Raw genomic sequence first — 19,874 nt, forward strand, 5'->3', positions numbered from 1 at the left:
CCTATAGAATCTCCATTATATCTTTCCAGCCTGTCACCCTTTGGTACATCTTATCCTTTACGCTCATATTATGCGGTTGGGTGAACAACACTTTCTTACCTCCAAAAGTCCGGAGATTCTTCAAATGATCGTCAATCATAATATCTCCCTTTATACTATCCTTCCGCCCGCAAAAAATCATTTGCTGCCAAGTGATGAACGGGAAATGTTCATTCAGCCATTGTTGTTTTTCGATCAGGCTATCGGGAAATTCGGTTGCAGAAGATACGATCAGGACATTATATTTATCATTCAATAATTTCAATCCTTCCACACTATCTGCCATAACAGGAGCAGTCCTGAAAAAGCCTACTTCCCTCACATGTCTGTTAAAGGAAGGGAAAGCCTCTTCTTCTGATTTTCCACACAAATCTTCCCAGTTTAACCGGATACCGGAATCTCTATATTCCATTTTGATAAACTGGCCATATACATCCGCCAGAACTCCATCCATGTCTACTAATACCTGCGACTTCATACTTTTTAGAATTATTAATAATTAAACAATCATATTTTCCAAAATGTAACCAGCCAGCTTCTAAAATCCGATTGCGGAGTTTCCTGCAAATTTGCAGGAATTCAAAAGAAGAATCACACAATACGCAAAAGTCCGCAAATAGAAATAAAATATCTCATAACCGATGCTTGTTACTACGAAATATATGTATATTTGCGGTAATATGCAATATATAATTCTCAGATATATGCTAAAAGAAGAAAGACATCAGTACATATTAAACCGCATAAATCAGAATTACAGGATTTATATTACCGTACTAAGTGCAGAACTGGGTGTGTCGGACGACACCTTACGTCGTGACCTGACAGAATTGGACGAACGGGGCTTACTGACCAAGGTACACGGAGGAGCAATCGCCAAATCCGGCATCCCTATCGAATTTACAGACCGACTGAACACGGGAATAGCCGCCAAGCAGCAGATGGCAACCAAAGTTATCCCGTTATTCCATGCCGGAGATATCCTACTGATGGACGGGGGAACCTCCAACCTGGAAGTCGCCAAGCAACTCCCGACCGATATTCCTCTGTCGGTTTATACGAACAGTTTCCCGATAGTCAACACGCTATTCAACCATCCCAAGCTCGACCTGATATTTTTGGGAGGGAAAGTGTTCCCTTCTTCCCAGGTCACGCTCGGAGTTTCCGTCTTCCAGGCATTACAAACGATAAGACCGGACTGGCTGATCCTGGGAATCAGCGATGTGCATCCCCAACAAGGATTAACCTGCCCGGACCGGGAAGAGGCCATGATAAAACGATGTATGATAGAACGGGCACGGAAACGGATCGTCCTGGCAGACAGTTATAAACTGAATACGGCAGAAGCCTACCATGTTGCTTCGCTGGGAGATATAGATTATCTGGTCACGGAAGATAACAAGAAAGAGTATATCAGGGAGAATTGGCCGGCTTATTCATATAAGGTTTTATAAAAAACAATACGTCCGTTTTCCCTATAGATGCAACTATTCTATTTATTGCAGCATCATACTGATAAAGACATTAACACTAATCAGTATGAAACTATTCAATCGTATTCTTGTATCAATAGCTTTGATAGCTGCAGGCATCTGCCTGTTTTCATGTGATAATGACAGCGAAGGTTTCGGTTTTACCGAAAAAAACGGCCTTCCCAGTGCATTTAAGACAGATAATCAAACAATTTACCTGTCGTATTCCGGTAATCAACTACTAAAGATGATGAAAAAAGACGGCTCCACCACCTCATTCAACTATGAAGGGAATGAACTTCGCAGTGTCTCTTTCGCCCCTCCGGCAGATCCCAATATCGCAGATGGACATGGATCGAGTGATTTCGAAAGGGAAGGAAACAAAATTTTAGTAAAAAGTTGCGGAGAACCCAGCCTGGATGTTTCCTATAATCAGGAAATTGAACTGGATGAAAACGGATTACCGATCAAAATAACAGACCTGGGTGCATTTCAAATGACGAGTGAAGGATATAACAAAATAGGAGATGGAAAAAACTATTTGATATTATCCTTTGACTCATCAACAAAGAACCTGTTAAAACTCGAAATATTCAGTCTTGAAGATTCAAGACTTATTACAACCCACACTTTTACATACAATAATCAACCAGGATCAATGAGTCAAGTTGAATTACCATTATGGTTCTTCAGTTTTTGGTTCCAAAAGAGTTCATACTCGACAGGAACATATCCCCGTCAGTTTCTCAACCATCAAAACACACTGACAGAGGAAACGATCACGGATGGTGAGACCGGTAACACCCAAACCATACATTATAAATATACTTATAATAAGAGCTCATATCCGGTATCGGTCGACACTGAAGAAGAGAGCATGGAAATAAGGTACTAAGGAACAGCCTTTAATATAGAAAAATTCTGTAACTTCGTATATTCTTCCACATAAGGAAGATACGAAGTTCGCATGAAAACACTCCGAAGAGTTACCGGTTATATTTTCCTTCTGCTATTTTGCCTGCAGGCAGCAGGACAGGAAGCAGACAGCGTGATCAATAAGCTCACCCGCTATATTCGTGCTACGGACCGGTTTTCGCAATATATACCACGGGAAAAAGTGTATCTGCACTTCGACAATACCAGTTATTACCAGGGCGACAACATCTGGTTCAACTGTTATGTGGTCACTTCCGAGCTGCACGAAGCAACCGTATTAAGCAAAACTTTATATGTGGAACTATTGAATCCCGGTGGTGAAATTATAGATAAACGAATACTGAAGATAGAGAACGGACAGTGTCACGGTGATTTCACCCTCGGACAACTCCCTTTTTATTCCGGTTTCTATGAAGTACGCGCCTATACAAAATATATGCTGAACTTTGGCGAAGACGTTATCTTCTCCCGCCTGCTCCCCGTATTCAATAAGCCGAAAGAAGAAGGGAACTATGAAGAGAAAAATATGCTGAAATACGGATACGGTAAATATCCGAAGAAACGGGAGAAGCCCCAAAAAGGGAAAAAGGTAAATCTGAAATTCTATCCGGAAGGAGGAAACCTGATCCAGGATATTCCCTCCCGGATCGCCTTTGAAATAACAGATGCTTTTGGCAACCCACTGGATGCGACCGGAAAAATAATAAATGAAGAGAAAGAGGAAATTGCCGATTTTATCGTGACGCACGACGGAAAAGGCTTCTTCAATTATACCCCCGGCAGGGACAAACGAAAAGCTGTAGTCGACTATAACGGCAAAAAGTACCAGTTCGACATGCCCCAACCGTTACCTCAAGGATTTACCTTGCAGGTAGACAACCTTTCATCCGCTGACAGTCTCGAAATATCTTTACAGAAAAACAAACAGACACCCGCCGAAATGTTGGGCATGGTCATTACCTGCAGAGGTAAATTATATAACTATTGCCTTGCCAACATACTCCATAATGAACCGGTTCGTTTCAAAGTCGATAAAACAATATTACCTGCAGGTGTTTCACAAATTACTGTATTCGACAGCAATGGTGAAATCCGTTGCGACCGGTTGATATTCACAAACAAAGAAGAGCTGTTAACAATCAAAGCCAAAAGCGACAAAGAGACATACGAACCCTATGAAGCGGTTCACATGGAACTTTCAGTAACCGACCGGGAGGATAATCCGGTACAAGCACCTTTCTCTTTATCGATTAGAGACGGCATGAATGAAGTGAAGTCGGATTGTAATATCCTGACAGACTTGCTGCTTATGTCCGATATAAAAGGGTATGTCCATAATCCGTCTTATTATTTTGAATCCGGTGACTCCCTCCACCGTTCAGCCCTCGACCTGCTGATGATGGTACAAGGATGGCACCGCTATTCCTGGAAACAGATGGCAGGAACAGTGCCTTTCGAACTGAAATACAGACCGGAGCAAGGCATCGAGATGCATGGGCAGGTGGTTTCCCTTGTCCGGAAAATCCCGAAACCCAACGTTACCGTTTCTTCTTTCCTGCTCAAAAGAGGTGAGGAAGAAAAGGCAACCAGCGCATTCGATGTATTTGTAACCGACAGTCTGGGACGTTTCGCTTTCCAGGCTGATATAACCGGAAAATGGAATATGATCTTGTCAGTCAGCGAGAAAGGGAAAAAGAAAGACCACCGAATCATACTGGACCGGCTTTTTACCCCGGAACCTAAAAGATACCGTTATCCGGATATGCAGGTCACTCTTACCGATAAAGAACAAGAAAAAACAGAAACAGTCGATCCGGAAGAAACACCGGATACCCAAGAGTCTGAAGAAGACATCAACGCTTTTCTGACAGCCTACGAAGACTCGCTGTCGAAAGCCGGCAACAAAGAGAAAGTTCTCCGACTGGACGAAGTCACCGTAACCGCCAAAAAGAGATCGAGAGAAAAGGATATATTCAACAACCGTTCCAAATCAATCGCTTATTATGACGTTCAATCGGAATGGGACGACATCACAGACCAGGGAAAATATATCGGGAAGGACATACATGAGTTGATGATAAACATGAATAACAACTTCCGAAAAACCTTCTCCAGACAGGACGAATACCTGCAATATAAAGGGAAAACACCTCTTTTCGTAATCAACTACGAACGGACTATGGCTACTGAAATGGATTACAACAAATACAAGCTGATACGCCTCGAAGCCATCAAATCCATTTATATCAACGAAGATCTTTCTATCATGTGTAAGTATGCAGACTACAGAATGTCACCTTTGGAAGTAGATAAGTTCTATGGTTGTGCCGTTTTTATCGAAACATTCCCGGAAGATAAGATCCCGACGGATGCCGGTAAAGGAGTACGAAAAACCTGGCTGGAAGGCTACAGCCAGGTTAAAGAATTTTACAATCCGGATTATTCCATCCTTCCGCCGGAACCCGATTATCGCCGCACACTCTACTGGAATCCTTCAGTGACACCCGATGAAAAGGGTAAAGCTGATATCAGGTTTTATAATAACAGTAGTTGCAAAAAGTTCAGCATCAGTGCCGAAACAATTACTTCAGACGGAATAATCGGTATTTATAAATGATCAATATAAGTATAGCTGTTTCATTTTATCAAGATCCACACCTAATGTTTCAGTAAGGAACTTAGTCATGGAACCGTACTTTTCGTCTATTTTATCATAGGCGGCATTCAGGTATTTTTCATCGACGGTTACCAACGGGGCAATCTGAGGATAATATTTCAGATAGGAATCATACTTACCTGCGATATATTGCTTGCTAAGCATATAATCTTGCATGATCGTCGCCTTATCTACACCGAGAGCTGACAAAATAAGCATAGTAGCCACTCCGGTACGGTCCTTACCTGCCGAACAATGATAGCTTAACGGCAAAGAGTTCTCATCCTGAACATATTTAAAAAACTCTTTATACTTAGCTACATAGTCGTCATAGCTTACCATTTCGATATAACCATCTATCATGATCTGAGCAGTTTCCTCCTCACTAAGACCTTTCGAGATGCTTCCTATGATCTCATCAGAGAATATATTACCAGCATTGATCTCTAAATTATAAGGATTCTTTACCGTAGAAGGTAATTTGTCCGGTGCTGCCGGCAGCATACCGCCCAGCCCGCCTTCTTTTTCTGTAGAAGTACGGAAATCGACCACTGTCTTCAATCCTGTACTGGCTAGATAAGTAAGATCGGCATTATCCAGTTTATTCATTTCATCCGTACGGAACAATCTACCCCAACGAACATATTTACCCTCACTATTCTTTATACCACCCAGGTCTCTGAAGTTATACCCATGTACAGGTAAAAGTCTTTCCGCCAGCAAAGCCTGACCTTCCGAGTTCTTGAATAAGAAAAGTTGTCTCTTCGTAGCATCCCCACTTAAATCGAAAGCCCCTTTGCCATCACCTGTCAGACAAGGTGTATTCATATCGATATCTTCTGCTGTTGAACCGGCATATAACTCCCATGCTTTATCGGAAGTCACACTCAGCACAGCTTTCTTCGTTTCTTTATCGCGGGTAATCCCGGCATCTCCGCTTACGTCTTTACCAGAATAGCCAATTGTTGGTTTTTCATCATCATCGTCTCCACAAGAAACAAACAGTCCGGAGACACAAAACAGCAGCAATAAATAGTAAGATAAATTCTTTCTCATAACGCTTTTTACTCATTAATAAATGTTTTAAAGGCGCGCAAGGTACAGATTTAAAACTAATTACACAAAGACGACAAAGCTTTTAGCCTCATAAATGAAATATAGAATATCGTTTATTTATTTTAGAATATAAAATGTGATCGGATCACATAAAACGATTCTGCAAGACGAAACCGCAGCTCTGCAACTATCCTTATGCGAATCGATTATTTCCTCTTTACTTTACAGAAAAAAGAGAAACTTATGAAAGCAATCTTCCGAAATTTCCAGGTCACACTCCAACGGTTCAGACTGGCTTCCATACTAAACCTACTTGGATTGAGTGTTGCATTTGCCGCCTTTATCATTATTCTGATTCAAGTGCGGTATGAACGTACTTTCGATACCTCTTATAAGAAGTCCGGCCGCATCTATCGCATCGAGTCAACATTGATACCTACCGAATCGAATCTTTCCTCCCGGGAAGCATATTCCTCCTTTTTAGCACGACCGCTGATTGAGATGTTACTTCCCTCCGCTCCCCGGATAGAGGCTTATTCCATCATGTACGGAGCATCATCCGAAATATATGCTAAATACAAAACGGCAGAGGGAGAAGAACGAGGAATGATCCTTCCGATACGCAAAGTATCAGCGGGTATTACAGATGTATTTGATATGGAAATACTTGAAGGCACAGCCGGTTCCCTGTCTGAACCGGGTAAAGCATTGTTACCTGAAAGCCTGGCACAAAAAATGTACGGACAAGCCTCTCCTGTCGGCAGGCAAATCTTCTTACCGGATGGTACTTTCTTCACGATAGGTGCCGTCTACAAAGATTTTCCGGAAAACACCAGCATAGTGAACGATATAAAGATCAACCTGGCAGACGCATATAAAAACGACTGGACAGACTGGGCGTTAACCCTTTTCGTAGCGCTGTCACCGGAAGCATCTCCGGAAGAAGCAGCCGGACAACTGACAGATTTCTTCGAGAAAACAGGATTGGGGAAACAGATGGGATTTACCCAACCGGTAACTTTCCGGCTTGACCCGATAGAAAGTATTTACTACCGGCACGATATAAACCTTGATATTACGCCCAAAGGAAACCGCATGATAACATATATCCTGTTATCCATCGCATTACTGGTTGTCGCTATCGCCACCGTCAATTTTCTGAATTTCTCTGCGGCACTCACTCCGGCACGGATAAGAAGCATAAACATACGGAAAGTGTTGGGAGAATCGACCACGTCACTCCGCTTCGCTCTTATTTTCGAAGCTCTGGGTATCTATCTGCTCGCATTTTTTCTGGCTTTATGCTGGGTATGGCTTTTCCATAAGGCTGGTCTTTCATCCATACTTCTCGCACCAGCTGAACTTCTAAAGAATACGGGAGTACTTTGGCACACGTTTCTTCTGGCAGGAACCGCAGGTATAGTAACAGGGATATATCCGGCATTCTACATGACTTCCTTCCACCCGGCACTGATCCTGAAAGGTACATTCGGCATGAGTCCGACCGGTCGTACAATCCGGATAGCGTTAACTGGGTTCCAGTTTCTGATATCAACCGGGCTCATTATATCTTCCCTTTTTATATGGCTGCAAAACAGGTACATGTATCATATGGAAGGGATAATCAACAACAGCCGGATCGTAACGGTCACACTGGATAAAGAGATCATGTCCGGACATGGAGATATGTTGATCGGGAAACTGAAGTCAACTCCGTCGATAGCAGATGTAGCCACTTCGGACTGGCCTGTCGGTTTTCTGGATTATTATCTTTATACGTATAGCAAATCTCCGCAGGATGAAGATATCATGTATTACTTCATTCCTGTCTCTTATAACTTCACAGAGATGATGGGCATTGAAATCATTGAAGGCCGCAACTTCGATAAAACAGATCAGACTGCTCCCGGAGAGAAACTGCTGCTGAACGAATTGGCAGCCCGGCAGTTTAATGTAAAACCCGGCGACAAGCTTGCAAACGGCAGTCAGGTTATCGGTATTATCAAAGACTTCCACTTTATGAATCTCCGGAAGAAGATCGAACCGATGGCACTTAAATCCGGACAGTCCCAAAATCCGATTTTACAGCCAACCCTATATATACGCACAACGGGAAATGCTTACGCCGCTGTCAAAAAGATCAAAGACTGTATCGCAGAAATCGATCCGCTATACCCGGTTGAAATCAAGTTTTACGACCAACTATTCGAGCAGGCCTACCAAAAAGAACGGAACACGTCCGTTCAGATAAGCATGTTCAGCTTACTGACGATCATCATCTCGCTCATGGGAGTATTCGGACTGGTTACATTTGAAACTCAATACCGGCGGAAAGAAATAGGCATCCGAAAGATTATGGGGGCTACGGTAACGGAAATCTTTGTCATATTCTATAAAAAGTTTGCCTGGATAGTATTTGTCAGCTTTCTCCTTGCAGCACCGGTTGCCTGGTACGGACTGAATAAATGGTTACAGGCATTTGCTTACCGGACCACACTACAGGGCTGGGTATTCATCTTTTCATTGCTTATCGTTCTGATAATTACATTTGTTACAGTAACTTTACAGAGTTGGCAGGTGGCAACAAGCGATCCTGTACATTCGCTGAAAAGTGAATAAAAAAGATTAAGTTTGTATGGATATGGAAAAGAACAAGAAACTAAAAGTATTTATCGGAACGCTGATATTCAGTATGCTATTTGCATTGCTTTTTAAATGGTGGACTACCGGCAATCCGTTTCATTCAACTACTATACTTTTCGGCACCATCATATTTACCATTATCCTGATCTCACTGAGCATCAGCAACACTTTTTTCGGCTACTTCCTCGCGATGCCGATAAAAAAGGTAAAGATGGTTATTATACCAGCCTTCCTCCTTTTTATGGTCATTATCTTACTGATATCTCTTATGGTCATCGGCGTGCAGATCTACCTGTTTCATCTGATCATGGGACTGGATACCACTCATTTTATAAACAACTTGTTTGAAGTGGAGTTTCCCCAAACCATCAAATATTATTCAGTCTGCGCTTTGATTGCTTCCGCTTTCTTCTTTTACAGTATCTGGCAGCAAGCGGTCGACCGTGAACAGCAACTAAGAGAAGAAAACCTGAAATATAAATACCGGACACTTAAAACACAGGTCAATCCTCATTTTCTGTTCAACAGCCTGAATACATTATCGGAAATTATTTATGAAGATACCAGGAAAGCAGACAATTACATTCAACAGCTTGCCTCCATCTACCGGTATATCCTGGATAACGAAGAGACCGACCTTATCCCGCTGAAAGAAGAGATAAGATTTGTCAACCGGTATTTCAGCCTTCAGAAAGAACGCGACGGAGAGAAAATCCAGTTAGAAATAAATATCCGGCAAATCGAAAGATACAGCATCGTCCCCATATCCTTACAGATATTAGTCGAGAATGCCCTCAAACACAATTCGGCATCCGAAAAGAATCCTCTGCGAATCATTATTCAGAATGAGGACGATCCGTTTATTGTAATTTCCAACAACATGCAAAAGCGAAGCACATGGAGTAACTCTCCCGGAACAGGATTATCCAATCTGAAAGAAAGAGTCAGACTGATCATGGGGAAAGAAATGACGATAGAGACTGAACAGAATCGATTTACAGTAAAATTACCAATCAACATTATATAATATGAGAGTATTGATCATTGAAGACGAACAACCTGCAGCACATAAGCTGATCCGTTTATTGCAGGAGGCAGATAAACAGACAGAAGTCCTCGACGTGCTCGGCTCAATAGAACTGGCAATAAACTGGCTCACCAATCATCCGGCTCCCGAGCTGATCTTTATGGATATCCAACTGGAAGACGGGATCAGTTTCGAAATTTTTGAGACTTGCCGGATACAAACACCTGTGATCTTTACGACAGCCTACGACGCTTATGCCTTGAAAGCATTCAAGGTCAATAGTGTCGATTATCTTCTGAAACCAATAGCCCCGGAAGATCTGAAAGCCGCATTGGAAAAGTTCAACACGTTCCACAGGCAGCCGGTAAATTATTCCAGACTGGAATCCATCATAAACCAGCTACAGCCCAAAACAAAGGAGCGTTTCCTTATTAAAGTCGGTGACCATTACCGGTCGATACCGACCTCTTCCATCGATAGCTTTTTCATCCTGGAAAGAAGTACTTTTATCCAAACCGCTACCGGAAAGAATTATGCCATCGATCATTCCCTCGATAAGATAGAGCAACTGGTCGACCCCGGAATTTTCTTTCGCATCAACCGGAATTGCATTGTAAATTATTCTGCTATCCGGGACATTATAGCTTATTCTTCAAGCAGACTCAAACTCATTCTCAACAATCAGACAGAGAAAGAGGACATGCTCGTCAGCCGGGAACGGGTAACGGAGTTTAAGGGGTGGATGGATAGGTAAGGAAGACAAGTTAAATCATGTCAGGAGACGTTACTTCAGTTTTGCTATCAACTTCATTTCCGGCTAAGATTTTCTGCGTACAGGCAGATCCGGTCATTTCTTTATATTGTTCGCTATTCTCAGAATCAATATCTTTACCGTCAGTACTAATTATGGCTGTCATCGCAAAAGGTATTCTGTTTAATTCCCCAAAGATAACTTTTAGAACTCAAATATCATTCAGTATAGGCTTTTTATAAAGTAACGTGCACCTGATTTTCTTATCAAATATCAAGAGTAATATTCAAAACCAACTATCATTCTATCATTCACAAGTTCAAACATTTTGTAATTCAATGCATATAAGCAATGATAGTTCGTATGATAGTTCCATTTTCAACTATCATACTATCACAAAACAGCTAGACAAAAATGGCAAGATATAGGACTTATTTTCAATCATATAGCTACATTTTCTTCTTGACATCCGGGTCTCAGGCACCTTCACACCCGGGTCTCTGCATCGTTCACACCCGGATATAAAATGGCCCTAAATGGGGGTTTCAAGAGGAAGATGTCACTACTTCCATGAAAAAAAGTGCTATAGTTGGGCAAAAAACATAGGATGCTATAGAGGAATTGCCGGTGTCTGACTTTTTGATTAATAGCGATTGGATAAATATTAAGATACACTAATGCACTGCATTTCTAAACAAATTTGTTTATTTTTGTAGTGATATGAAAGATCTGTTAGAAATATTGAAAGGCGTTCATCCCGGCTTATTCTTGAGTAGGGAGCAACTTATCACACTTGATTTTATTGATTGGTTAAAACCTACCCGATAAAAAAGATACCGGCTTCTTTTCCAATTATCCACAAACCAAAACAGCATAAAACAAAAAATCCCTCCGAACGAATTCAGAAGGATTTTGCATTTTGTGCGGCTGAAGGGACTCGAACCCCCACGGCCGGTATCGCACTGTATCAATGACTTACCATATTTCTTTATACTCTCGAAATCGAAAAATCCCCGATTTGGCACCCAATAAATTAAATATCATTATACGCTCCCGTATAAATAAATTAGTTGTAAATTAAGATAAGACAGCATTTTGAAAGAGACCATAAAGGAGCCTTTGTTAAATGCTGTCTCAATGGAAGGATTATTTTACTTCTTCATAAGTATATGTTTCAGTCCAATTATTAGTTGTTTTCTCTCCTGAGTCTTCATAATACTCTTCTATCTTCACGGTCTTTACATATCCATAATCATCCAATTCATAATTGAAACGTAAATATCCATCTTCCGCAGATGCTTCTTTAGGTAAATATTTCGTAGCCTTTCCCATTAAGCCAGAAAAGAAATAGCTATCCCCATTTCCACATGAAAAAGGATATACTCCGTCATTATCTCTATATGCAACATAAAGTCCACCAATATTAGGGATATCAGTATAAGTTATTTTATCATATCCGTCAATATCCATGTTCTGAGTCAGATTTCCATTTTGATCATAAGTGAAGTTAACATAAACATTTGAACCATTTTTTATTGATTGCAAATAACCATCGGAATAGACGTATGTTGTATTTTCAGAACTTTCGATGAACCCTTCTTTATTCAGAGTCCATACATCAGTAAAAGATCCTTCATCATAAAAATGATCATTCGTTTGTGTTATGGAAACTTTATCGTCCTGATACTTATATTCAAGAATCCAAGGTTTTTTACTTCCAGAACCCGACCAAGGAATATCTTCTCCAGAAACTGATATTGTAACTTTGGATACTTTATTTTCTGAATAAGTATAATCCATTGTCGCATGGATGCTTTGATTATTAGATGTAAGTTCAATTTTAGTTACTCTCATTTTGGGTGTGTTGGGATTAGGTTCACCACCATTATCGTCATCATCACCACATGACACGAAGTTAAAACATAATGCAACCATTAAGATCGCTGTAAAAAATCTGTAAGTTTTCATATTAATAAATATTTATGTCTCCCTGTTCCCTACGGTAGACCATTAAATATAAAAAAGGTGTGGGAACTGTATGACTTTATCCTATTTCTCAGGCTTCTCGCATTGCCTTGTACTATGGATAAAACAACAGCAACCCACACCCATTAAGATATAGTTTCCCCTTTCAGGTAAGTCTATAACAATGATGTGGGTGCTATTGCTATCATCTTCATAGTACATTTCAAATTTTGCGAGAATTTGAGAAATAGAAGATAATTTCAATAACACCTTTCGTTTATATGTCCTTCTCTAACCACCTATCTCTTTAGGCGTAAAGAATTGGCGCAAAGTTACGAAAAGCGTTTATATTGTCAATAATGTATCTCCATCTAAAATGAGAGGGAATCGTAAGTCTCCAATATTTCTTCCTGTCTTAGTCCTAGATACCTTTTAGTGATCGACACACTGGAATGATTAAATAACTCCATCAATTTAACTAATGCCAATTCTGCATTCTCTGAATTTTGATTATAAACCTGCCTTCCAAATGTCTTTCTAAGAGAATGACAACTGAAATTCTTTACTTTCACCTTGTATCTAGCTTTAATATCTTTCAACAGTACATTTATCCGCTGTATAGAAAAGGTTGTGCCTTTCTGACTTACCAGAATAGGGGACTTAACACTGACAGGCTGTATCTGCTTGTAACATTCTGCAATATGTTTCTTTAGTTGAGGATTAATACGAATGGTTCTCATCTTACCTGTTTTCTTCTCTAGTATGGTAAACTCATCCACATAAAGAATAGTTTCCCAACGTAATGATAAAATATCAGAGATTCTTAATCCCCAGAAACAACCAACGGCAATAAGTAAAGACATCTTATAATCTCCATCTTTACTCAATCGCCTAACCAGATTTGTCATTTCATCCCATTGCATATAATCCGCAGTAGTCGTACTATATTTTAAACTCATAATATTCAGTTTTAATCGATTATGTATAAAAGTGATTGTTTTCTGCCATCTGAAAAAATGGCTAAAACGTAACTGGCTGATAATAAGAGAAACATTCACTTCTAATATTAGTGAATGTTTCTAATTCAGATTATTTCCCCAATTTGTTTTTTACTTCAAAGAAGAAAAACACAATTAAGAATAATACCATGTAAAGAGCAATCAGTCCTAAAAATAATTCTGGATAGACAAACATAAAGATCAAGAAGGTAATGAATAAAATTGCTTTCATAATATCCTCCCTTCATCCAGATAAGAATAATATCCGCTATCTGTCACTATTATGTGATCTAATACCGTAATACTAAATAGTTTGGCTGCTTTTCTAAGATTCGCAGTTACTAAATCATCCTGTGTACTAGGTTTTAAACTTCCACTAGGGTGATTATGTGCTAAAATTATACTGGAAGCATTCCCTAATATCGCTGCTTGCATAATTATTCGTATATCAGCAGACGTTTCATTTATTCCACCTTCTGAAATATTACTTACTCCTAAAACCTTACTAGAGTTATTCAGCAATATAAGTTTCAAATATTCCTTATACTGGATCGTACCCTCATTGTACACATGATCGACTAAAAGCCTATATGTGTCCTCTGAATTATGAATAACAGGTCTTTCTGAACTTTTCACTTTGGTATTGTACGTTAATTTAACATCACATACTTTCAATATCCCTTCCATACGTTTGTTGTTTAATAAGTTGTTTGATTGTTAATTATGAATTTCTGGAAGTGAAAGGAATATCCCTAGATAAAGGATTGAATCCAATTTCTGTTCTGACTGGTTGTAAATTCGTTCTGTTAAATATATTCTATTCCAGCCAAATACAGGTTACACCCAGTTTCACTCTGAATCCCGTCTGAATTATCCAGTAGGAAAATAGGCTAAATATTCACTTTCTCTTCAACTTCCGTAGGGGGACTTTAGAGGTAGTGCAAATTCAAGCGTAAGGTATATATGAGATACGTATATTATATGGTAAGACTTATTTCCTGCCAACAACATCTAAGAAGAGAAAGACTTCCTTCTCTTATAGGTAGGGGGGATAAAATAAAGTTACTTGTATTGTGGTAAAATGTTTATTTCAATCTTATTTGTGTGTCAATGAAATATAGCTTGTCATCAATACCATAAAGTACGTTATTGGGAACTGCATCAAATATTTCGTATTGTTCATTATGATATTCATCCGGATAATCCATGATAAATCCCAAAGATTCCATATAATGCTGTATTTCGCTTTCTGTTGCTTCTCTATCTGCTCTTACATACGGTTGAACAAGTACCGCACAAAATTCGTTTTGGCTGTTATAAGCAAACCCAATCATTTCATAAGGGATATTGCTAAAAAAGAGATTGTGAGCTTCAATTCTTATAAAGAAGTTTGTAAGGTCATCACCTGCATACTCAAAATTGTTCAGTTTGACGACGAAATCCTCATTTCCTGTAAAGACTTCATTTTCTCCACCTTTATTAAGGTATACTAATGATAGTGCATTGAAGTCAATCCACAAATTATGAATAGTAGCAAATTCTTTTAACCTTTCTATCTGCTTTCTCTTATAGCCCTCTGGTGGTTCAATCTCTCCTGTTGTTTCTTTTTCTCTTCTAATGAGATTGGCTGTTTCTTCCAGGATTCGATTGATTGGAGAGTACTTTCTATCCATTGCTTATGAAATTCATTAATATAAATCCGTTCCATTTTTTAGTTACTTAAAGTGACTTCTGCAAATATAAAGAATTATTCGCAGAGTTGTAAGTTTACAGAACTCCATTATTTTTGATTGTAGGTGATTTACTTTTTTACCTTCCTATTTATCAGTACCTTTATGTATTCCTCAATGAAAAATCTTCTTCTCCACCAATTATTAATAACCATCTTAAACAGAATATAATATGTCAAAATATCGTCCAAAGCCATTTAGGGTAGCAGAAGTGCGCAGAGAAATCATAGATAACATCAAACACAGGTATATTTATCCAACTGAATATTATATAGAAGAGCCTGAAGAATCTCCTAAAAAGAAATTGGTTAAGAAGAAGAAACGTTCATCTTAACCAATTACCATGATAATATTCAATATCTAAACGGGTATCTCCATTTCTGGGAATCCCCGTTTTTCATTATATTGCGTTACCATCTCCATGTAAAGTGAGAAATCATATTCTATGTATGCTTCACCTTTACTTGTTCCAGTCATGGGATTTTTCTGGAAGTTATTCCTTTTATATACCCAGCTTCGGATTTTATCCCAACTTTGAAATAAACTGCGTAAGAATATACTCTGCTGGCTTTTTTGAGTGACTGTCTCTCACCAGATAGTAATCTTCAATTGTATTTAGTCTTACAGTATATATAATGCAGTGTTTCTTATAGAGCATTTCCAAACGCTCTCTTATTTCTGTTTTCTCCATTGGAACATTCAGTTCAAACTCTGCCTCTATATCATTTAAGACTTCTGGCAAGAAGCGGTGTATTTCTTTATCATATTTCTTTACAGCTTTGTCAATAGCACCTTTTTTATATTCAGCTTTCTCCAAACCTTCTTTTCCTATCTTTAGGTAAGCATCAATAGTATATGAGCCTTGTTCTTCTTTCTTTAAAATATCCACATAAAATGAAATATCTAATTTATCGTCTCTGTTAAAGTCAAAATATAGTTTATCCAATTGAGAAGCAATGATTCTTCGTTTTTCTATATCTGTTTTTGCTTTTCTCAAAATTAACAGAAAGTCTGTTCCAATAGGTTCAATAACTGGAGAATATCTAACATTAAAATAATTGGTTGCTTCATAAGCATTTAAAAGAGATATATCAGAAGTATAGTAGGCTTTTACTCGTTCTTCATTATACAGATTGTCAATGCAGAAATTATTTATTTCTCCATGAGCATCCAATAGGTCAGCATACTTTATAACATCCATATCTTTGGAAATAGCTTGCTTTCTGTGTTTATCTGTTACTTGTTCAAGTCTGCTTTTCAGTCCTGAATAAGTTATTTCAAACTCTTCAATCATACTATCAAGCGCATCTTTGCTCTTTACATCTAAATCACTCTTTACAGTAGTAATATGGGTTAATGAATTAAAGCCATTACGAAAACGACCTTGTATCTGAATAGCTTCCGTAAAAGGATCAATCATTGTGTAAATGGCTTCATTCAAGTCTGTAAGTATTAAAATATCAGGATTTTGTTTTAACTTTATATCCAAAGCTGAAAAGAAACGGCAAGTAAAGAAATTATATTTAGCCAAAGGTTCAAGCATTTCATATACATCTTCAAACTCTCTTTCTTTCAACTTGTTTACGCTCTGATTGGAACAAAATACTTTATAATCAGTCAGTTGTAATGTGTTGATAATCTTATTTATCCCATTTGTTGAATTAAGGAATATACAGATACAAAAACTATCCCGTAAATCGTCTAATTTGCTTTTGACTGTCTTGTCATAGCTGTTAGTAACGATAAGTTCCAGATTCTTTCTATAATCATATTCAGGAATAATCTTTAATTTCCTGAAATTCTGATTGACAAGTTCTTGGTGTCTCATTTCTAAAGGAGTTGCAGAAACCAACGCTTTATTTTGAAACTGAAAGAAATCATATACTGGCTGCGTGATTCGCTTTCTGTAATCAACATCTTGAATATATTTTTCGCATTCATCCATCAGACAGAAATAATCAGAATAGATATTGATATGTAGTTTGTCTGCCGCTTTCCTGATTTTAAGAAAACTTTCAGGAGTACAAATGAGTTTCTTGTTCTTACTTGGAGATTTTAAGTAAGTTTCAACTTGTTTTTGAGTACACTTTTCCCAGACAGCCAACCAATCAGGATTATCTTTCGTTTTTTCAAGGATAACAGGTACATTGGGTTCCAGTATGATGGAGTTGCGTTGTGAATGTAGTTCTGTATATGTAGCTCCCAATCCTGTTAAAGTTTTATCCAAAATCACGTTAGATGGGATATTTTTATATCCTTGTCTCTTCAAAGCGTCTGTAAGCCATTCATTTGTAGATATTTTTATTTCTTCTGTCTCCATGATGGAAAAAATCAATGTCAATTGTTACTTTAAGATTGAAAATTAGGGTGTTGGGATTTTTTTGAAGAATTTCTCTTTTATATACCCACACTCGAATTTTATCCCAAAAGTATAAAAATTAAACTGGAAGTATGCTTTACGTTCTGATTTTCCTAGCTTGCTTTCCTGTTTATACCAGATAAAGAGAATATCAGCATTTGGGTTTATTGGTGATAATGTAAAAGTTGGAGGATTCACCTTTACTTGGAAAAACCTCCAAACTTTTTAGAAGTTGAGTTCAGCATTTAGCTGAACCCTGTTTATTAAGCGACTTCTTTTAAGAGTTGAATAAAATCATTACCATCTTTCACTGCTTTGATTCTTTTCTGGAAATCATTCAATTTGCCAATCTCTTTCAATGCTCCAAAAGCCGTATCTTCATTTGTTGAAGCTGCGTATGAGTTAAAACCATCAATATAGTAACGTTTTGTTATCAGGTTTACTTCCATTCCAGCTGCTTTGCAAAGGGTAATAAATTTATTACCACGGTCTTTGTTAAATTTTGCACCTTTAGGAAACTCAACATCTTCACCTTTTAATACCTGATTCAATAGTTTTGAAGAAAGTTTCTTTCCTAAATAAATCAGAGCTGTTGTTGAAGGGTTGAATCCTTCTCCAATTTTTTCAGAGATAGTGATAAGTGCTTCATCTTTTGCTGTTAATCCAGCAACTGCAAATTTGTCTTTGTTATCCCAACTTTTTGCTGCCTCATTAATATCAACCAGATATTCACCGATATTTTCTTTATTACGGATATAAACGTTAGGAATTTCTATTTCTTCACCAGCAGCAGCCAATTTAGCGAATGCAGTACCTCTGTGCTGTCCGTCAAGGATTACATAATAATCTGTTGCTGTTGTTTTATCGATTGTATTTCCATTAACATCAACAACTGCATATTCTTTTTCAAGAACTTTTTCTGCTTCTGCCACAATAATAGGATATGCTTCTTCGTATTTGTTTTGAGCAATGATATAAATGTATTTGTCAACTCGCTTTGTGTCAACAGGTCTGTTGTGTTTTACGAATGCAATTTTTTTGGATTCTTTTGTAGTCTCACCATCTTTTACGACATTGAATGTTACAAAGCCTGCTGTTGCTGTTGATTGAATTGCTTTTTCAGTAGGAGTGTTTAATGCTGCCTCAAGTTTACTGTTTGCGATTTTAACAGCTTCTTTCTGTGCTTCGATAACAGAAGAGGCTGCACCTCTTTTTACCAACTGGTTCAATACGCTTTCTTCTCTCTTTACTTCTGCCTGAAATTCTTTTACAGTCTTCATGTCTTTTTATTTTTTAATTGTTAAACTTTTAAATTGCAATCGTAAACTTGAGGCCTCTCGTTGTTGATTACACTGCAAAAGTATGGCGACTCTGACAGATATATAGGATAAATTTTATGGGCGAAATTTGTATCCTTTATTCAGGGAACCTCCAATCTAGGCTTATTTCCAGTCCATATTTATTGGACATATTCATGGATTGGTCTTTAAAGTCTTTCATTAATTTGTTGTAATAACCTAAGTCTAAGTAGTTTTCCGGATTGTCAGAGAACTTACAGACATATAAGAGACAAAGGATTAGTTCCTTCTCTTTATTGGATATTTGGGCTTTATCTCTGCGCTTGACATTGGATATTCCATCAATCTGTAAGAATAAAGATAAGTGGTGAGCAAAGAAATAGCTGGTCTTTCTTCTGGAATCTGCTTTTTCTGCTGCTGATAATGTATGATATTCTTTCTCAAATTCTGCCTGCTGCTTAGATGTGAAATTCTGCAATTCAAATTCCATTCTCAAAACGTCAAGTAATAAAGGGTCAGTAAGGGTTATTTTCTTTTTACTGGCTGTTTCAAAGGTTATGGAATTGACTTCTGAATGATTCTCCCTCATAAATGCGACAAATTCATTGTATATATCCCTGTGGTTCTTTTGAGGGGATAACAGGTTCTTACAAGCGTCTGTTATGAAATCATAGAGATACAATGTTAATCCCCAGAAGGATTCTTTATTTAAATCCAGTTCTGTTAGAAGTTCTTGTAAAGGTTTATGCTTGTCATAATCTTCTCTTTTAAATGGAATCGTTCTGAGAATATCTTCATACCAATATGCAAACCCTAACGGGAAGTAAGCATTTAACAAAATAGTCTCACCGTCTTCGTCCATTCTTAATGCAGCTTGATTATTACCAAAATGTTTGTAAACGTACACTAACAATATATCGTCTCCCTTCAGTATCATTTTACAC

General features: G+C 38.2%; 17 protein-coding genes. 7 read left to right on the top strand and 10 right to left on the bottom strand.

Translation table 11 applies throughout. The features are described from left to right. Position 1: 1 nt before the first annotated feature. Positions 2-517 (bottom strand): 5' nucleotidase, NT5C type, encoded by a 516-nt coding sequence (locus P3L47_RS04880; RefSeq protein ID WP_277782859.1) that lies wholly within the window; start codon positions 515-517, stop codon positions 2-4. Between the two features lie 226 nt (positions 518-743). Here P3L47_RS04880 and P3L47_RS04885 point away from each other — a divergent pair, with 226 nt between their 5' ends. The 3 genes from P3L47_RS04885 to P3L47_RS04895 all read left to right on the top strand — a co-directional run bounded on the left by P3L47_RS04885 (position 744) and on the right by P3L47_RS04895 (position 5,064). Beyond that, a complete protein-coding gene (locus tag P3L47_RS04885; protein ID WP_277782860.1) occupies positions 744-1,493 on the top strand; it encodes a DeoR/GlpR family DNA-binding transcription regulator in 750 nt (249 codons plus the stop codon). Positions 1,494-1,578: 85 nt separating this feature from the next. Continuing rightward, positions 1,579-2,406 carry a permease gene (locus tag P3L47_RS04890; protein WP_277782861.1) on the top strand — a complete coding sequence of 276 codons (828 nt, stop codon included), beginning with the start codon at positions 1,579-1,581 and terminating at the stop codon, positions 2,404-2,406. Between the two features lie 72 nt (positions 2,407-2,478). Further along, on the top strand, positions 2,479-5,064 hold the full coding sequence (locus tag P3L47_RS04895; RefSeq protein WP_277782862.1) for a hypothetical protein: 2,586 nt from the start codon (positions 2,479-2,481) through the stop codon (positions 5,062-5,064). On the opposite strand, the gene P3L47_RS04900 is transcribed toward P3L47_RS04895, so the two are convergent. Then, on the bottom strand, positions 5,065-6,159 hold the full coding sequence (locus P3L47_RS04900) for a tyrosine-protein phosphatase (RefSeq protein WP_277782863.1): 1,095 nt from the start codon (positions 6,157-6,159) through the stop codon (positions 5,065-5,067). Positions 6,160-6,402: 243 nt separating this feature from the next. Between P3L47_RS04900 and P3L47_RS04905 the strand changes: the two genes are divergently transcribed. From P3L47_RS04905 to P3L47_RS04915, 3 genes are read left to right on the top strand one after another with little or no spacing between them, the layout of a single operon-like run. After that, the gene (locus P3L47_RS04905) at positions 6,403-8,778 is read left to right on the top strand and encodes an ABC transporter permease (RefSeq protein ID WP_277782864.1); all 2,376 of its coding nucleotides are present in this window, start codon (positions 6,403-6,405) and stop codon (positions 8,776-8,778) included. Positions 8,779-8,794: 16 nt separating this feature from the next. Then, on the top strand, positions 8,795-9,829 hold the full coding sequence (locus P3L47_RS04910; RefSeq protein WP_277782865.1) for a sensor histidine kinase: 1,035 nt from the start codon (positions 8,795-8,797) through the stop codon (positions 9,827-9,829). Position 9,830: 1 nt separating this feature from the next. Next, positions 9,831-10,583 (top strand): LytR/AlgR family response regulator transcription factor, encoded by a 753-nt coding sequence (locus tag P3L47_RS04915; RefSeq protein ID WP_122362210.1) that lies wholly within the window; start codon positions 9,831-9,833, stop codon positions 10,581-10,583. Positions 10,584-10,593: 10 nt separating this feature from the next. Here P3L47_RS04915 and P3L47_RS04920 read toward each other — a convergent pair whose 3' ends face one another. The 5 genes from P3L47_RS04920 to P3L47_RS04940 all read right to left on the bottom strand — a co-directional run bounded on the left by P3L47_RS04920 (position 10,594) and on the right by P3L47_RS04940 (position 15,216). Beyond that, positions 10,594-10,746, bottom strand: coding sequence for a hypothetical protein (locus P3L47_RS04920; protein WP_158585885.1), 153 nt, complete (start codon positions 10,744-10,746; stop codon positions 10,594-10,596). 980 nt (positions 10,747-11,726) lie between these two features. Next, positions 11,727-12,548, bottom strand: coding sequence for a hypothetical protein (locus P3L47_RS04925; RefSeq protein ID WP_277782866.1), 822 nt, complete (start codon positions 12,546-12,548; stop codon positions 11,727-11,729). Between the two features lie 368 nt (positions 12,549-12,916). After that, a complete protein-coding gene (locus P3L47_RS04930; RefSeq protein ID WP_277782867.1) occupies positions 12,917-13,504 on the bottom strand; it encodes a tyrosine-type recombinase/integrase in 588 nt (195 codons plus the stop codon). Between the two features lie 267 nt (positions 13,505-13,771). After that, a complete protein-coding gene (locus tag P3L47_RS04935; protein WP_277782868.1) occupies positions 13,772-14,230 on the bottom strand; it encodes a JAB domain-containing protein in 459 nt (152 codons plus the stop codon). A gap of 398 nt (positions 14,231-14,628) precedes the next feature. Then, positions 14,629-15,216: a putative polyvalent protein kinase domain-containing protein gene (locus P3L47_RS04940; protein ID WP_277782869.1), complete on the bottom strand. Its 588-nt coding sequence runs from the start codon at positions 15,214-15,216 to the stop codon at positions 14,629-14,631. A 229-nt stretch (positions 15,217-15,445) separates the two neighbouring features. Here P3L47_RS04940 and P3L47_RS04945 point away from each other — a divergent pair, with 229 nt between their 5' ends. Continuing rightward, complete coding sequence (locus P3L47_RS04945; protein WP_258915879.1) at positions 15,446-15,607, top strand: hypothetical protein; 162 nt, start codon at positions 15,446-15,448, stop codon at positions 15,605-15,607. 189 nt (positions 15,608-15,796) lie between these two features. Here P3L47_RS04945 and P3L47_RS04950 read toward each other — a convergent pair whose 3' ends face one another. From P3L47_RS04950 to P3L47_RS04960, 3 genes are all read right to left on the bottom strand, one after another. Further along, the gene (locus P3L47_RS04950) at positions 15,797-17,593 is read right to left on the bottom strand and encodes a hypothetical protein (protein ID WP_277782870.1); all 1,797 of its coding nucleotides are present in this window, start codon (positions 17,591-17,593) and stop codon (positions 15,797-15,799) included. Between the two features lie 302 nt (positions 17,594-17,895). Next, positions 17,896-18,912 carry a ParB N-terminal domain-containing protein gene (locus P3L47_RS04955; protein WP_277782871.1) on the bottom strand — a complete coding sequence of 339 codons (1,017 nt, stop codon included), beginning with the start codon at positions 18,910-18,912 and terminating at the stop codon, positions 17,896-17,898. A gap of 136 nt (positions 18,913-19,048) precedes the next feature. Continuing rightward, positions 19,049-19,867 carry a hypothetical protein gene (locus tag P3L47_RS04960; protein ID WP_277782872.1) on the bottom strand — a complete coding sequence of 273 codons (819 nt, stop codon included), beginning with the start codon at positions 19,865-19,867 and terminating at the stop codon, positions 19,049-19,051. Positions 19,868-19,874: the final 7 nt, after the last annotated feature.

Origin of the sequence: Parabacteroides chongii (assembly GCF_029581355.1) — a bacterium.
Taxonomy (GTDB): domain Bacteria; phylum Bacteroidota; class Bacteroidia; order Bacteroidales; family Tannerellaceae; genus Parabacteroides; species Parabacteroides chongii.

Coding starts and splice junctions, on each gene's coding strand:
- P3L47_RS04930 (WP_277782867.1), bottom strand. CDS start 13,504: ATGAGTTTAAAATATAGTACGACTACTGCGGATTATATGCAATGGGAT.
- P3L47_RS04880 (WP_277782859.1), bottom strand. CDS start 517: ATGAAGTCGCAGGTATTAGTAGACATGGATGGAGTTCTGGCGGATGTA.
- P3L47_RS04910 (WP_277782865.1), top strand. CDS start 8,795: ATGGATATGGAAAAGAACAAGAAACTAAAAGTATTTATCGGAACGCTG.
- P3L47_RS04905 (WP_277782864.1), top strand. CDS start 6,403: ATGAAAGCAATCTTCCGAAATTTCCAGGTCACACTCCAACGGTTCAGA.
- P3L47_RS04895 (WP_277782862.1), top strand. CDS start 2,479: ATGAAAACACTCCGAAGAGTTACCGGTTATATTTTCCTTCTGCTATTT.
- P3L47_RS04890 (WP_277782861.1), top strand. CDS start 1,579: ATGAAACTATTCAATCGTATTCTTGTATCAATAGCTTTGATAGCTGCA.
- P3L47_RS04885 (WP_277782860.1), top strand. CDS start 744: ATGCTAAAAGAAGAAAGACATCAGTACATATTAAACCGCATAAATCAG.
- P3L47_RS04920 (WP_158585885.1), bottom strand. CDS start 10,746: ATGACAGCCATAATTAGTACTGACGGTAAAGATATTGATTCTGAGAAT.
- P3L47_RS04960 (WP_277782872.1), bottom strand. CDS start 19,867: ATGATACTGAAGGGAGACGATATATTGTTAGTGTACGTTTACAAACAT.
- P3L47_RS04950 (WP_277782870.1), bottom strand. CDS start 17,593: ATGGAGACAGAAGAAATAAAAATATCTACAAATGAATGGCTTACAGAC.
- P3L47_RS04900 (WP_277782863.1), bottom strand. CDS start 6,159: ATGAGAAAGAATTTATCTTACTATTTATTGCTGCTGTTTTGTGTCTCC.
- P3L47_RS04935 (WP_277782868.1), bottom strand. CDS start 14,230: ATGGAAGGGATATTGAAAGTATGTGATGTTAAATTAACGTACAATACC.
- P3L47_RS04945 (WP_258915879.1), top strand. CDS start 15,446: ATGTCAAAATATCGTCCAAAGCCATTTAGGGTAGCAGAAGTGCGCAGA.
- P3L47_RS04940 (WP_277782869.1), bottom strand. CDS start 15,216: ATGGATAGAAAGTACTCTCCAATCAATCGAATCCTGGAAGAAACAGCC.
- P3L47_RS04925 (WP_277782866.1), bottom strand. CDS start 12,548: ATGAAAACTTACAGATTTTTTACAGCGATCTTAATGGTTGCATTATGT.
- P3L47_RS04955 (WP_277782871.1), bottom strand. CDS start 18,912: ATGAAGACTGTAAAAGAATTTCAGGCAGAAGTAAAGAGAGAAGAAAGC.
- P3L47_RS04915 (WP_122362210.1), top strand. CDS start 9,831: ATGAGAGTATTGATCATTGAAGACGAACAACCTGCAGCACATAAGCTG.